Origin of the sequence: Asticcacaulis sp. SL142 (assembly GCF_026625745.1) — a bacterium.
Classification (GTDB): Bacteria; Pseudomonadota; Alphaproteobacteria; order Caulobacterales; family Caulobacteraceae; genus Asticcacaulis.
This window is the reverse complement of record NZ_CP113061.1, coordinates 3,168,918-3,182,090: the sequence shown is the minus strand read 5'-3', so window position 1 is coordinate 3,182,090 and position 13,173 is coordinate 3,168,918. Positions and strand designations below refer to the sequence as shown.

The window sequence follows — 13,173 nt, the reverse complement described above, 5'->3', positions numbered from 1 at the left end:
TCTAAACTCGTGCGCCCGGCAGTTTCAGCGTCACCCTAAGCCCGCCAATGGTGGCGCGGTCGAACATCAGTTCGCCGCCGTAAGCCCGCACCAGTTCATCGACAATACTCAACCCCAGACCCGACCCCGGTGCGCTTTCATCCAGCCGCGCCCCGCGTTTCAGCACTTCGTCATAGCGTTCCTCCGGCATGCCGGGGCCGTCGTCCTCAACCGTGACCGTCATAAACAGCGCCCCTGCCTCAGCCTGCGCCGTCACGCGGATATTCTTGCGGCACCAGATGCAGGCATTTTCAATCAGGTTGCCGATAATCTCCTGAAAATCCTGCTTTTCGCCGCGAAACGCCAGATCCTCCGGCGCGCGCCAGTCAATGACCACATCTTTGTCGCGGAAGACCTGCTCCAGAGTGACGGCCAGTTCATCCAGCACCGGTTCAATGGGCGTGCGCTCCCCCATGGTCTGCGATCTTGCTGCCGCCCGCGCCCGTCTGAGGTGGTGATCGACCTGACCGCGCATGGTCTCGGTCTGACGGCGCACAATATCGGGCAGGTTTTCATCCGCGTCCTGAGCCGACGTCAGCAGCACCGACAGCGGCGTTTTGAGCGCGTGGGCCAGATTGCCGACATGGGTACGCTGGCGCTCCAGCACCTCTTGGTTTGTATCCAAAAAGCCGTTGATCTGATTAGCTACCGGCATGATTTCGGTCGGGTAACGGCCATCGAGGCGCACCTTACGCCCCTCGCGCAAATCATGGATTTCGCCGGTTAGTTTAAACAGAGGCCGCAAGCCGATCCGCACCTGAAGCCAGATCGCCGCCAGCGACCCCAGCGCTAGAATGATCATGGCGATGGCGATCAAAAACCCGAACCGGCGCACCCCGGCATCCATCATTGTGCGGTCTTCGGCCGCCACAAACACAAAGGCTCGCCCCTTGATCAGGGTATAGATGGCCGCGGCCCTGAGCGGCTCCGCTTGCGGCCCCGTCACATCATAAAAGGACGCCACGCCCGGAGTCGCGCGAATATCAGCCAACACACTGGCGGGCACAGGCACATCATCATTCCACAAGGATCGTGAGCGTGACTGAACCGTCACCTCACCGTTTGCGCCCACTTCGCTGACCTGCCAGTACAGGCCGGAATAGACGCGCTGGGTACGGGTATCGAAAAAGCTCGGTGGGACGATCTTACCGTCCATATCGAGGTCGGTATCGGAATAGAGATTGTCGGCCAGTTGCCCGACATTTTGCTGAAAGCGCTCAAGCTGGGCCTGATGGAAAAAGCCGGTCAGGGTCACTGAGGTCACCACCAGCGCCAGAATAAACCACACGCTGGCCAGCCGGATCAGGTGCCCGACCAGAGAGCCAGGTTGCGACGTTCTATCCGCCCAAAACACCTTGCGCTTCAGCCATAACCAGCCGTTATTGCTCACAGGTCCGCGACCTCATCGGCCAGCGGTTTCAACCGGTAACCCAAACCGCGCACGGTCTCGATCCGGTCGGTGCCGATCTTTTTGCGCAGGCGGCCCATAAACACTTCGATGGTGTTTGAATCGCGGTCGAAATCCTGATCATAGAGGTGCTCGACCAGTTCGGTGCGCGAAATCACCCGGTTTTGGTGCATCATCAGATAGTGCAAAAGCCGATATTCTAATGACGTCAGCCGCAGCGGCTCGCCGTTAACCGATGCCCGCGCCGCCCTTGGGTCCAGCCTAACCCCACCGCACACCAGCAGCGGTTGAGCATGACCGGCGGCGCGACGCACCAAAGCCCGCAAGCGCGCCAGCAGTTCTTCGGTATGGAACGGCTTGGTCAGATAATCGTCAGCGCCGGCATCAAAGCCCGATACCTTATCCGACCAGGCGCCGCGCGCCGTCAGGATCAAAACCGGCGTGGTCTTGCCGTCACGGCGCCATTTTTCCAGCACCGACACACCATCAATCTTGGGCAAACCCAGATCCAGGATCACGCAGTCATAGGGTTCGGTATCACCCAGAAAGTGGGCTTCTTCGCCGTCCGGGGCATGATCGACCACATAGCCCGCGTCCTGCAATGAGGTCTTAAGCTGACGTGACAGGTCGGGATCGTCTTCGGCCAGAAGTATGCGCATCTATCGTTCACCCACTATACGGCCGGAATTGGTATCGACCAGAAAATCCACGCGGCCCCGCTCCGTCGCCACGCGCACCCAGAATATGGCACCCTTTTCAGGCCCGGCATCCAGCACACGCCCGCGAGACTGCGCGATGGCGATGGCGATGGCGCGATTAAGGCGATCATCGCGGCGCGGTTCGCTATCTTTATTGTCGCGGCGTGGCTCGTCACGGGGACGCTCCCGGTCCCGACGATCCGAGTTCTGAGCCAGCAGCATCGGCGCACTCACGCTGACATCCAGCCGCAAAGCCTGCGCCTGCCCTGCTGAGGGCAAGCTCATCGCCAAAAGCGCACAGAAAATGGTAATTGCCTGTTTCATAGCGTCATTGATACCCCCGAACACCTGAACCTTAGCTGAACGGGACGAGCATAAAAGCGTTATCTGCTAATATAAAGGTTTGAGTTCTCATTTATCAGCCTACCGCCCCCTCTCCCCGCAGGCGGGGAGAGGGTTGGGGTGAGGGGCTTACTTACGTTTAAACGCCGTCACCGACGGCACATAGCCGCCGTCCTTGCGCCAGTCTTCGCAGAATTTAATCAGTTCATCATCCATGTCATCCGGCAGGGCCACGACGATATGGGCAAACAGGTCGCCGCGATTTCCGGTTTTACTGTCGATCCCGCCCCGGCCTTTCAGGCGCAGCACGCCCCCGGAATTGGTGCCCTTGGCCAGGGTCACATTGACCGGCCCGTCAGGCGTATTGGCCTGCACCTTCCCCCCCAGCACCGCATCGGGGATAGAGACAAACAGGTCCATGTGGAGGTCAGAGCCCTCCATACGAAAGATCGGATGCGGATTGACGCGGATTTCCACCAGCGCATCGCCGGACGGCCCGCGCCCGGTCGGTGAGGGCGCCCCCTGCCCTTTCAGGCGTAGCGTCGCGCCATCCTTGGTGCCCTTAGGAATATTGACATCAACCGTGCGGCCATCGGAAAACAGCACGCGGCGGGTATTGCCGATGATGGTGTCCATCAGATCGACATCGAGTTTGACCTTCAGATCAGCGCCCTTGGTGGGGGCTGCCTGACCACCGCCAAACCCGCCGAAACCACCGCCTGCGCTACCGCGACTGCCACCGCCGAACATGTCAAAGATATCGTTCAGGTCCACGCCGTCAAATGAGCCGCGCGCCCCGCCAAAGCCGCCGCCCTGACCGTAAGCGCCCGCAGCGCCGCCGGTTCCCGGCCCGGCGCGGCGATAGATTTCGCGGCCATCGGCATCGATCTCCCCGCGGTCAAATTTCTTGCGCTTTTCCGGGTCTTTCAGGAAATCAAACGCCCCGCTGACGCGCTTAAAGCGCTCCTCGGCGACCTTATTGCCAGGGTTGCGGTCAGGGTGCAGTTCCTTGGCCAGCTTGCGAAACGCCTTCTGGATATCATCGGCACTGGCGTCACGTTTGACGCCCAATTCAGAATAAGGATCTGTGGCCACACCGCCTCCGGATACTGGAACTATATATCAGGGGCTGTGCTAGGCGCTTTACCTCACAAGGTCAACTTGAGCGGCAAACCCCATCCATAGATTTGTGATTTTTGCGCGATGTCAAGACGGCTATCCGCGTCAAATCCGCTTGGATAATCGGCTTCGCGCCACGCTGGCGTATAGGTGAATTTTTCCGCCGACACCTCAATCTCGCGCCGCAAATCATCACCCTGATAAAAACGCAGACGGTATATTTCGACCTCTTCACACAGGGGCGGCTCACCTTCCCAGCCGTCACCGCCAAAGCGCGCACAGCGATGCCAGGTGATGCGCAGATCATCCCCCGACCGGCGTACCCGACCATGCACCGGCGTGCGTGGCCGCAAAGACAGCCCCTGCCATGTCGCCGTGATATCAACCGCACCCAAAGCGGCCCCGCCAAAGCCGATCGCCCCCGCCCGCCACAGACGCGGCAGACCGACCTCGTCAACACTCATATCAGCGCGGGTAATTTCATCGGGCAGGGTGATGACCTCAGCACCGTTCGCAATCCCCGCGCTTAGGGCACCCAGCGTCCCAAACTGCCCGCGCATCAGCCCGCTCTGGCGATAGGTGCGCGCCGACAGCAAAGTGGCCGTGCGGTACTGGATGATCTCCCATTCGCCGTTCATCGCCCTGACACACAAACGATTACGACCGGCCAGAAGCTCAGACTCCGATACGCTAACCGGCGCATCGCCCTCAAGATAGACATCGAGATGCGCATCCTCATGCAGACAATAGGCACGCTGCGGCAACAATGGCATCAGCGTGTACCCCACCCCGCCGGTCACCTGCACCCGCCCGCGCAGACGCAAACTACCGGTATCCGCGCCCGCATATATATCCGCGCCCTGCCACGGTGCGGCGGACGGGATCAGCACCGGCGTCGCCCTGTCCTCAGCGCTGAATGGCGGCAGATCGAGCATACGCAGGCCCGTCATAATCGGCTGAGTGATCGCCACACCCGTCGCCCCATCGGGTTCGGCATCCGGCCATGTTCGTGTAACTGGTGCTGGCACCAGCGTCGCGGTCAGCTGTTCGCCCGCCTCGATGGCGGTGATGCGGTAGGTACGCGTATCGCCTTCCAACATCAGACCATCCCCAATCTCCAGCCGCAGCAAATCGAGCGGATCGATATCCAGTGTCACCGTATGGCGCACGCGCTGCATGGCCGACAAAAGGTAGGCCGCATGATCCGCCGCCTGACCGGCCGTCAGTGATAACGGCAGATCGATGCTCACCCGATCAGCACCCGCAATCTCATCATGGCGCATCGTCACCGCCTGAAGCTGATAGTCGCGGTCCAGGTCATAGGCCCGCAGTGTCAAAAGCCCCGGCACCTCGATCAGATCACGCCGCGCCATGACGGGGTTACGATCCGCATAAGCCAGTTCGTCGCGCAGCATATTGCGGTCTAAGCCATGCCGCGACGACAGCAGCGCCACACCGCCGCCGCGTTCAGCGATCTCCAGCCCGAGGTATGAAAGCACCGGTGAAAAAGCCTCAAAAGCCGACATCGGCTGCTCGATCACATAGCCGTCGATGGTGCCCTCAACCTCGGTCAGATCAAGGTCGGTGACACCGGCCTGCTGCGCAATATCAGCGATCAGATTGCGGACCTCACCTGACCCGACGCGGCCATTGAGCCAGTGGCCGGTGCTCCAGTTACCGGCATCGCCCCATAAATCCGATTTCTGCGGAAAGTACGGATAAGGCCTGGCATCCCAGCACCAAACCTCCATGCCGCTGATCATCCGCCCACCATAAACCGGACTGACCGGATTGTTGGCGGCCTCGCCATAGTATGATGCCAGCGCCATCAGATAGGCCCGCTGAGCGCGGTCGTCCCGCGCCCCGGTCGAGAACGGCGGCACATGGCTTTCGGAGCTTTTGGGGTCGAGAAACAGGTTGGGCGCATTAGGCCCCTTATCAATCGCGCCGCAGCCGTATTCGATAAAGCGGATGGGTTTCGATTGCGCCACCCATGCCGTCGGGGTCACGGACCGCGCGCCGCCAATGCGGTCATGGTGCACGTTCGACCACCAGTTCAGTATATCCTTGGGTCGGTAAATCCACGGCTCGCCATAGGCCCCGTCGGTGATCGGTGTTCGCGTCTGTATCGTCCGATCCGCGTCCGAAGCGTAGTACCAGTCAAAGCCCTCACCGCCCCGCACACGGCTTTGGAGATAGGCCTGATCATAAATATCTGCCGCCTCACCCGCATCCATATGCGCGCCGTCCCTCCAGTCGGTCAGGGGCGCGTACCAGTCGATACCGACGAAATCGATATTATCATCCGCCCACAGAGGATCGAGATGAAAGACCGCATCACCACCCGCCTGTTGACCGAAATATTCGCTCCAGTCGGCACCGTAAGATATCTGCGCGTCCGCCCCCATAAGGCTGCGCACCTCTGCCGCCAGGGCCCGCAAATGCCCCACCGCCGGATAGGCACCCGCCCCATCCCGCAGGGTCGTCACCCCGCGCATTTCCGAGCCCAGCACAATGGCGTCAACCCCACCGGCCTGAACGCCAAGTTCTGCCACATGGCGCACAAAGCGCTTAAAACCCCACGTACGATTAAAAAAATCATCGACCTGCGCCGTCACGGCGGCGGTGCCATCTTCAACCGACGCGATCCGCCCGCGCCACGGAAACGCCGCCTGCCGCGCCCCACCATAGGGATCAGGCAAATCGTTGTCGGCGGGCACATCCATCAGGATAAACGGGATCAGCGTGACCTCATAGCCTTCGGCTTTCAGGGCCTCAATCGCCGCCACCACCGTCTGATCCGAAGGGGTGCCGCCGTAAACCGGCCGGTCATCAATCGTGCTGATCAGATAGGCGTCCGCGCGCGATACTCCGCTCACGGACCATGTCAGCGGCGTGGTAACTTTCACCGCCTGCTCGACGCCGGGTCGGATCTGACATTCCCCCACGCGCAGGTCATCACCGAACCAGCTTATGACCAGATTGACCCGTTTGACGTTCGGTAGATGCGCTTTCAATTGCGCCAGCGACACCAAAAAATCGCTGCGGCCATTCTGCGTGTTTTGCGTTTCAAAACGCGCGCCGGTCAGCCCCTCACGCACGGCATTGGGTTGCGTCGCATAGATAAATTCCCCCGCCCCTGGGATCAGGCACACCCCGTCAATCAGGCTTTCCAGATCGTCATGATCACCCTTTGGACGACGGAAAACCTCGACCGAAATATTGGGCGGACGATTGCCAAATTCGGTCAGAACCAAATCCTCAAACACCAGATAGGCCAGCCCGCGATAGGCCGGGGCATGGCCTTCAATAGCCTCAATCGCGGCATCCGGCATTTGCTCATCGTCACCCAGATACAGGCGGTATACGTACTTCGACTGATCCAGCAATTGCCCGTCGGCCCAGATGCGCCCGATACCGTCAATCGGCCCTTCGCTTAAAGCCACCGCCATCGATAGGCTATAGGTAAAGCTCTCGGTCTTAGGCGATGATTTGCTGGCGCGGGTGGTGGTACGGTTCTCTTTCAAGCCCGCCGCCCAGATGACCGTGGCCGCCACACGCGCGCGACCAAACACCTGCTTTACCGGCTCGCCCTGGGCGCTGGCGTTCAGGCGCACCCCGCTCAGGCGCGCCCCCACCGTGCGCGTAGGGCTCAGCGAATTGACGATGGTTTTGTCAATAGCGGAGCCTAACTGTGCGCCGATAAATCCGCCGACCGGGCCGCCCAGATAGGTGCCGACCGTGCTTAAAATAACCTGTGCCATACAACCCCTAGATCAAGAAAAAGACCTGGGGTCTCAGACCCCAGACCCCAAAACTGGAAACCGAAACGCCACCACCGCCAGTTTTTGCCAGAACGGCCTGAGCCACGAAGCCACCACCGCATGACCCCAATAGGCATGGATGATCTGCGCCCGCGGATCGCCAAAATCGTGCAGCAAAATCGCAGCATGTTTGGCCACCGCGCCCGACTTCATGCGAAACACCAGTACATCGCCCGCGTGGGCTTCCGTCAAAGGTACCGGCGAAAAATGTTGTGCTAAACCCTCAATCAGGATTTCACACCCGCCGACCTCGGCCCAGTCAGGGCTATAGGCCGGCAGGGCCATAGGCTCATCGCCATAAAGCTCCCGCCACACCCCGCGGATCAGCCCCACACAGTCGCAACCAACCCCTTTGAGACTGGCCTGATGCTGATAGGGCGTGCCGATCCATGTGCGGGCGATTTTAGTTGCGCTAACACCGTCGGACGGCCCCGTACGTTCCTTGAGCGCGGTCACCGCCCTGAACCCTGACGCCGCGATGCCCCATTCAGCGCATCGCCCACGCGCGGGTAAAGCGTCAGAAAATCCTCACCCGGCAGGTCAGGAAAGCCTCTGAAATTGTGCGTATTCGCGTAAACCTCGCGGCAGGTGCGGTAGCGCTTATCGCACACGCCCGAAGGCGCGCTCAGACCGCAGCGGGCATCGCCCAGCGCCGCATCACACAGGTGCGTAAACCGCCGCCCAATCACACGGTTAAGCTTGGCCGCGGGGCCTTCGACATGGGCTACGAACGATGCCCCCTCACCGATACCGTCGCGCGCCTCAATCCGCCCCAATGTCCCCGACGACATCAGCACAAACTGATCCGGTGCAGTCCAGTCGATCACATATTCGCGGATCTCCGCCTCATCATAAAGTCCGGCCTCGATATCCGCAGGTGTGATGCGACCATCACTTAAAATACCCGACACGGCGCCGGAGCCCTCAGTTCCCAATGCCTGTTCCACCGCCCCTTTGGTCAGGCCCGTCGCCGCCACACAGAGCGCGCCCTGAAAGGTGATGTCAGTGTCATGATCGGTGAAGCCAAGTTCCACGCCATCGCGCCGCGCGATCAGCCAGATATGGCACAGCTTCGCCACCCCGGCTTCAAGCGCCGAGGTCATCGATACGGGTAAGTTGCGCATGGATTATCCCCTGACCTCAATCAACGCCACGGCCGCGACACGACCGGCCTCAAAGCTTTCCAGCGTCATTTCGATACGATCGGAATTAAATCGTACCGGCACATCAAATTCAAAACCGGTCGAAATGACGGCACCCGTGACCGGCGCGGTTGCGAACACCACCTGCCCCGTGGCGTAATCGACCGTGACTGTGGCCTCTACGCCGTTCACCGCCACTGTCACTGTGCCGTCTACCGGCTTGGTAATGGGGCGCAAAACCGCGCTGTATGCCTTGGTCAGTTGGAAGCTGGTGCGCACACCATCGCCAGTGCCTATGACCTGATCAGTGCGTGACGGTGCCGCATTAAGCGCCCCGCTTTTGAAGTCGGCAAAGTCCTTGAACCGGAAGCCATACAGCCGACCTTCGCGCGCCTCATAGAAACTGAGCAGTTCCGCCGCGTCGGTCAGCGAGCGCACGCCCGCCCCGATCAGATAGTGCCTGCGCCCTTGCGCCCATGGGCTGATGCGCCGCTCATGACCAGACGCCAGGGACGTAATGTCCGTCTTGCGTTCAATCGACACCCCCGACCCAAAGGCCAGTCGCGCTGGGAACCGGATATCGTGAAAATTCATGCCCTTAATCCCAATCTGGCGGCGCGATTAAGCGCGCTGGCGATCTGGGCCTCTGAGCGGATCAGCCCCTCACCGCCGCCGCTGACATTGAGCGTGATATTGACCTGCTGGCCGCCCGCACTGGTCTCAATTGACCCGGACGTGGCCGGTCGAAACAGTTCCGGTCCGCGCTCGCCCACAAGGTAAGCGCCGCCACGCGTCACCGGCCCGCCATCAGCACGCGCCCCCGAAAAGACGCTGCCGATACCAGACAGCACATCGCCTAAACCGCCACCCGAAGTCCGCGCCGCCGCATTGACCGCATTGATGACCGCAGAGGCCAGCTCGGCCATGGAAATCTTGCCATCCGACGCCGCTCGACCCAGCGACCGCGCCAGAGATTCCCCGGCTTTTGAAAATGCCTGATCAATCGCATCGGCACTTTCCTGCGCGGGGCCTTCCAGCCCTTTCAGCGCCACAGCGGCGGCATTGACCTGCTGCGTAAAATTATCGAAACCGTTCACTTCTTATCATCCGGAAATAATGACATCAGGGTGCGCAGATCATCGCGCGGCAGGTTTGGTGAGGCGGGCGGCGTAATCAGGGCCAGCCATTCGTTTAGCGACAGCGCCCAAAAATCCGCAGGCTTTAGCCCAATCTCAACAACCGCCTGCCGCAGACGCTGTTCCCAGCCAACATTCATCGCAAGGCTCCGAATGCGGCCACAACGGCACCGAGCGCTTCCTGAAAGCCGATATCGAGCGCGGTTATGTCTTCAAGACTGAGCGCCGTCAGCACCACCGACAGATCCCCAGCGCTCAGAGTTTTCAACCGCCCCGCCAGCGCTTCCAGCCCCGTCACCCCGAAATGATGCTCCAGTGTGGCCAGCGCTCTAAGCGTCACGCATAGCCGCACCGATTGGCCACCCAAAGCGGCCATAACCTCGCCGCGCCCTGGATTGAAAGGGGGGTTAAAGAGCGACAAAACTGATCTCCCCCGCCGACGCAAGCGTCATAGCAAAGGTCGCTTCACCATCATGATCACCGGCGTAATCCAGCGACGCGATCAAAAACGCCCCCTCGAACCGGCCGAAATCCGGCACAATCAGTTGCCAGGTCTTTTGGCTTTGCGCGAAAAATGCCTCGCGCATCAAAGCATCTGACGCGGCATCACGAAACACGCCCGAACCCGACACCGATAGAGCCTTGACGCCCGCGCCGGCCAGCAGTTCACGCCATCCGCCAGCACTCTCAGAGTCGGTCACATCGACTGTGCGGGCATTGAGCGAAATGGTGCGTGCCCGCAATCCGGCGACCGTCACAAACGCTTCGCCATCCGCTATTTTCAGCAACATATCGCGGCCTTTTTGCAGGGCCATGTAGTTGTCCTTTCTTCCAATTATACCCCTCCGTCTGTTCACTGCGTTCACATCCACCTCCCCATGGAATGGGGAGGAGATGCAGCCCCACCTCCTCCCTACGCAGTGGGGAGGTGGCGGCAAGCTTAGCGAAGCCGACGGAGGGGTACCTTTTTTAAATAGCCTCCGTCACCACCCGCACCCGAACCACGCCGTAAATTGTGCGCTGATCGGTGCCGCGAAACACGTCGACATAACTGACCCGCAGGTTCGCCAGCCGGTTGCCCTCTAAGGTCAACTGCGCACTGTCGAGAATGACCCGCAGTTCCGCCGCCACCGCCTTGGCTTCTTCGGTGCCGTAAAAGCGCGACACGCAAGATAGCGTCACGATCTGCTCGGTAATCTCATCGCCGCCGCCCGCCACAGGACGAGCCTCAACCCGATCAAGGGTGACGTAAGGATGGATGATCTCTTCGGGCAGTTCGTCATAGACGCGGACGACATTGCCAAGCCAGAGTTTCAAACTATCCTGGCTGCGCAGGTGGGTAATCAGCGCCTGTTGCAGCGCATTGAGCGGGTTCATGATCAAAGGGTTCTTTCGATGCGAAGGCGAAAATTCTGATCCGCCCCCTCATCGATTGAACGAATGATCCAATAGGCGCCCTTGAGATGAAGCTCATCGTTTGGCGCCATACCGGCCCGTGTGCGTACGATGAAGGTGGCGGCCTGAACAACATAACCGCGCCCATCAGTGCCGGTGACAAAGGCGGGAACATCCGGCTGAAAATCGCCCCAGATCGTGCCGGTGAGTGTGCGGGTTTTCAGCCGCCCGCCTTGCGCCGTCTCGGTTGAGCTGACGCTATAACACCGCGCCGGGGTTTGCAGATCGCGCGCCTTGAGCGGGGATAGAGTCATAGCCGCACCTGACGATAAGCGGCGATCCACGGCTCAACAGATTCGAGCGACATCTCTCCCCGCGACTGATACCCCTCGGCCACCAGATTAAGCACGGCCAGCCGCAGAGGGGCCGGTGACGCCTCATCGAGTGTAAGCCCCAGCGCCGCGTTGAGGCGAGCACTTGCCGCCGCAATCAGGGTGACAATCAGCGCGTCCTCTTCATCGTGAGAGACACGCAGGAACAGCTTCGCCTCTATGAGCGAAACAGGATCGGACATGGTGAAAATCCTCGGTAAGGTTGTGACGGATAACAGAAGAAAGAGTCCCCACCACCACATCTCATCGCTGCGCGATTTCGTGCGGTCCCCCTCCCCAGTAAACTGGGGAGGTATGACAAAAAGTGCTCAATCTCATACCTCCCCGGCGTGCCGGGGAGGGGGGCCGCGCCCGTTTACGGGCGGGGTGGTGGGGGTTCTTACTATCTTAGCTCACCGCAAATTTGAGCACTTTAATCGCATCAAAATTCTGCACCCCGCCACCGACGCGCTTGGTCGTATAGAAAAGCACATAGGGCTTGGCCGAATAGGGATCACGCAGAACCGACAACCCCGCCCGATCCACAATCAGATAGCCCTTGGCGAAATCACCAAACGCAATCGACAGCGAATTGGCGGCAATATCCGGCACGGTCTCGATCTCCTGCACCGGATAGCCGAGCAGCAGCGGCAATTGTCCCGCTTGCGTCGCCGGATGCCAGATGTAATTACCGTCGGCGTCCTTGAACTTGCGGATGCGGGCGGCGGTGCGGCGGTTCATCACAAAGTGCGCATTGCTGCGGTACTGCGATTTCGGCGCATAGATCAAATCGATCAGCGCATCGACCGGCGAAGACGCGGCAAACGCGCCCCCAGCGCCCGACGCGATATGGCCGATCTGGCCCCAGGTCGCCGACGCATCGGCGGCTGTGGTGTAGTTCAGGAACCCTTTGGGTTTATTGACGCCGTCGCCGTTGACGAACGCCGCCGTTTCTTGTGCGGCAAAGCTGTCCTCAATCTCAGACGCCAGCCACTCATCAAGGTTGATAAAGGCGTCATCCAGCAACGCCTGCGTGGCCGCCGGGGCCGCATAAAGTTCCGCCGCCGGAAACTCCAAAAGGTTCAGGGTTGACGGATCGGTCTCCGGACGGGCGGCGGTTTCGGTCACCCAGTTGGCGACGACGCCGACAGTCGAGATCGGTTTTTTGAACGTCGCCGCCCCTACCGTGCGTACCGTGGCCAATGATCGCATGGGCGACACCTGGGCCAGACGACGTTCAATGAAACGCTCGGTCTCAACCGGCGCCATAGCGCCCGAACCGGAGGCGGTCGACAGACCCGCCTTAAGCTCCAGCGTCACACGACCGGATTTCAGATAGCCATCCCAGGCCGATTTGGCCTCGGTAACCGCGGCTTCGCGCCCATCGCCCGCCTCAACGGCCGGACGGGATTTGAGACTGAGCAGCCGGTTCAGTCGCGCCTCAGCGGCTTGCAGACCGCCTTCGATGCGCTCAAGTTTGTCGTCGATCAGCCCGTCGGCGCGCTTGGTCTCGATGGCGGATAGCCGCGCATCATTGGTGGCCTTGAACGCTTCGAACGCGCTCAACACTTCGTGCAACGCTGCCCGCACTTCGGGCGAGGCCGTGGCCTGTTTAACTTCTTTCATTCATGTCTCCTTGAAAAAATCTCCTCCCTACGCAGTGGGGAGGTGGATTCGAACTTAGTGAGCAGACGGAGGG

Annotated in this window: 16 protein-coding genes; all 16 read right to left on the bottom strand. The window is 60.4% G+C overall.

Annotation, left to right across the window (positions count from 1 at the left end; genetic code table 11):
• Position 1 precedes the first annotated feature (1 nt).
• The 16 genes from OVA03_RS14565 to OVA03_RS14490 all read right to left on the bottom strand — a co-directional run bounded on the left by OVA03_RS14565 (position 2) and on the right by OVA03_RS14490 (position 13,100).
• Positions 2-1,429 carry an ATP-binding protein gene (locus OVA03_RS14565; protein ID WP_324291008.1) on the bottom strand — a complete coding sequence of 476 codons (1,428 nt, stop codon included), beginning with the start codon at positions 1,427-1,429 and terminating at the stop codon, positions 2-4.
• Entirely contained in the window at positions 1,426-2,106 is a 681-nt protein-coding gene (locus OVA03_RS14560) for a response regulator transcription factor (RefSeq protein WP_267525765.1), read from the bottom strand. Before OVA03_RS14560 ends, OVA03_RS14565 begins: the two co-directional genes overlap by 4 nt.
• Positions 2,107-2,469, bottom strand: a complete 363-nt coding sequence (locus tag OVA03_RS14555) for a PepSY domain-containing protein (protein WP_267525764.1) — start codon at positions 2,467-2,469, stop codon at positions 2,107-2,109.
• 147 nt (positions 2,470-2,616) lie between these two features.
• Positions 2,617-3,582 (bottom strand): DnaJ C-terminal domain-containing protein, encoded by a 966-nt coding sequence (locus tag OVA03_RS14550; RefSeq protein WP_267525763.1) that lies wholly within the window; start codon positions 3,580-3,582, stop codon positions 2,617-2,619.
• A gap of 53 nt (positions 3,583-3,635) precedes the next feature.
• Positions 3,636-7,370, bottom strand: coding sequence for a baseplate multidomain protein megatron (locus tag OVA03_RS14545; protein WP_267525762.1), 3,735 nt, complete (start codon positions 7,368-7,370; stop codon positions 3,636-3,638).
• A gap of 33 nt (positions 7,371-7,403) precedes the next feature.
• On the bottom strand, positions 7,404-7,886 hold the full coding sequence (locus OVA03_RS14540; protein WP_267525761.1) for an NlpC/P60 family protein: 483 nt from the start codon (positions 7,884-7,886) through the stop codon (positions 7,404-7,406).
• A complete protein-coding gene (locus tag OVA03_RS14535) occupies positions 7,883-8,554 on the bottom strand; it encodes a DUF2163 domain-containing protein (protein WP_267525760.1) in 672 nt (223 codons plus the stop codon). Before OVA03_RS14535 ends, OVA03_RS14540 begins: the two co-directional genes overlap by 4 nt.
• Before the next feature lie 3 nt (positions 8,555-8,557).
• Positions 8,558-9,166, bottom strand: a complete 609-nt coding sequence (locus tag OVA03_RS14530; RefSeq protein WP_267525759.1) for a DUF2460 domain-containing protein — start codon at positions 9,164-9,166, stop codon at positions 8,558-8,560.
• On the bottom strand, positions 9,163-9,669 hold the full coding sequence (locus OVA03_RS14525; protein ID WP_267525758.1) for a phage tail tape measure protein: 507 nt from the start codon (positions 9,667-9,669) through the stop codon (positions 9,163-9,165). Before OVA03_RS14525 ends, OVA03_RS14530 begins: the two co-directional genes overlap by 4 nt.
• The gene (locus tag OVA03_RS14520) at positions 9,666-9,848 is read right to left on the bottom strand and encodes a phage tail assembly chaperone (protein WP_267525757.1); all 183 of its coding nucleotides are present in this window, start codon (positions 9,846-9,848) and stop codon (positions 9,666-9,668) included. The genes OVA03_RS14525 and OVA03_RS14520 overlap by 4 nt, the downstream gene beginning before the upstream one ends.
• Positions 9,845-10,084, bottom strand: coding sequence for a gene transfer agent family protein (locus OVA03_RS14515; RefSeq protein WP_267525756.1), 240 nt, complete (start codon positions 10,082-10,084; stop codon positions 9,845-9,847). Before OVA03_RS14515 ends, OVA03_RS14520 begins: the two co-directional genes overlap by 4 nt.
• Before the next feature lie 31 nt (positions 10,085-10,115).
• Complete coding sequence (locus OVA03_RS14510; RefSeq protein WP_267525755.1) at positions 10,116-10,523, bottom strand: phage major tail protein, TP901-1 family; 408 nt, start codon at positions 10,521-10,523, stop codon at positions 10,116-10,118.
• 154 nt (positions 10,524-10,677) lie between these two features.
• A complete protein-coding gene (locus OVA03_RS14505; protein WP_267525754.1) occupies positions 10,678-11,085 on the bottom strand; it encodes a DUF3168 domain-containing protein in 408 nt (135 codons plus the stop codon).
• Between the two features lie 2 nt (positions 11,086-11,087).
• Positions 11,088-11,417: a hypothetical protein gene (locus OVA03_RS14500; protein ID WP_267525753.1), complete on the bottom strand. Its 330-nt coding sequence runs from the start codon at positions 11,415-11,417 to the stop codon at positions 11,088-11,090.
• Positions 11,414-11,677, bottom strand: a complete 264-nt coding sequence (locus OVA03_RS14495; protein ID WP_267525752.1) for a head-tail connector protein — start codon at positions 11,675-11,677, stop codon at positions 11,414-11,416. The genes OVA03_RS14500 and OVA03_RS14495 overlap by 4 nt, the downstream gene beginning before the upstream one ends.
• A gap of 205 nt (positions 11,678-11,882) precedes the next feature.
• Positions 11,883-13,100 (bottom strand): phage major capsid protein, encoded by a 1,218-nt coding sequence (locus tag OVA03_RS14490; RefSeq protein WP_267525751.1) that lies wholly within the window; start codon positions 13,098-13,100, stop codon positions 11,883-11,885.
• Positions 13,101-13,173: the final 73 nt, after the last annotated feature.

Excerpts from the sequence above, each read along its gene's own strand:
- OVA03_RS14530 (WP_267525759.1), bottom strand. The coding sequence starts at position 9,166 with ATGAATTTTCACGATATCCGGTTCCCAGCGCGACTGGCCTTTGGGTCG.
- OVA03_RS14545 (WP_267525762.1), bottom strand. The coding sequence starts at position 7,370 with ATGGCACAGGTTATTTTAAGCACGGTCGGCACCTATCTGGGCGGCCCG.
- OVA03_RS14505 (WP_267525754.1), bottom strand. The coding sequence starts at position 11,085 with ATGAACCCGCTCAATGCGCTGCAACAGGCGCTGATTACCCACCTGCGC.
- OVA03_RS14515 (WP_267525756.1), bottom strand. The coding sequence starts at position 10,084 with ATGGCCGCTTTGGGTGGCCAATCGGTGCGGCTATGCGTGACGCTTAGA.
- OVA03_RS14500 (WP_267525753.1), bottom strand. The coding sequence starts at position 11,417 with ATGACTCTATCCCCGCTCAAGGCGCGCGATCTGCAAACCCCGGCGCGG.
- OVA03_RS14535 (WP_267525760.1), bottom strand. The coding sequence starts at position 8,554 with ATGCGCAACTTACCCGTATCGATGACCTCGGCGCTTGAAGCCGGGGTG.
- OVA03_RS14510 (WP_267525755.1), bottom strand. The coding sequence starts at position 10,523 with ATGGCCCTGCAAAAAGGCCGCGATATGTTGCTGAAAATAGCGGATGGC.
- OVA03_RS14555 (WP_267525764.1), bottom strand. The coding sequence starts at position 2,469 with ATGAAACAGGCAATTACCATTTTCTGTGCGCTTTTGGCGATGAGCTTG.
- OVA03_RS14490 (WP_267525751.1), bottom strand. The coding sequence starts at position 13,100 with ATGAAAGAAGTTAAACAGGCCACGGCCTCGCCCGAAGTGCGGGCAGCG.
- OVA03_RS14495 (WP_267525752.1), bottom strand. The coding sequence starts at position 11,677 with ATGTCCGATCCTGTTTCGCTCATAGAGGCGAAGCTGTTCCTGCGTGTC.
- OVA03_RS14560 (WP_267525765.1), bottom strand. The coding sequence starts at position 2,106 with ATGCGCATACTTCTGGCCGAAGACGATCCCGACCTGTCACGTCAGCTT.
- OVA03_RS14520 (WP_267525757.1), bottom strand. The coding sequence starts at position 9,848 with ATGAATGTTGGCTGGGAACAGCGTCTGCGGCAGGCGGTTGTTGAGATT.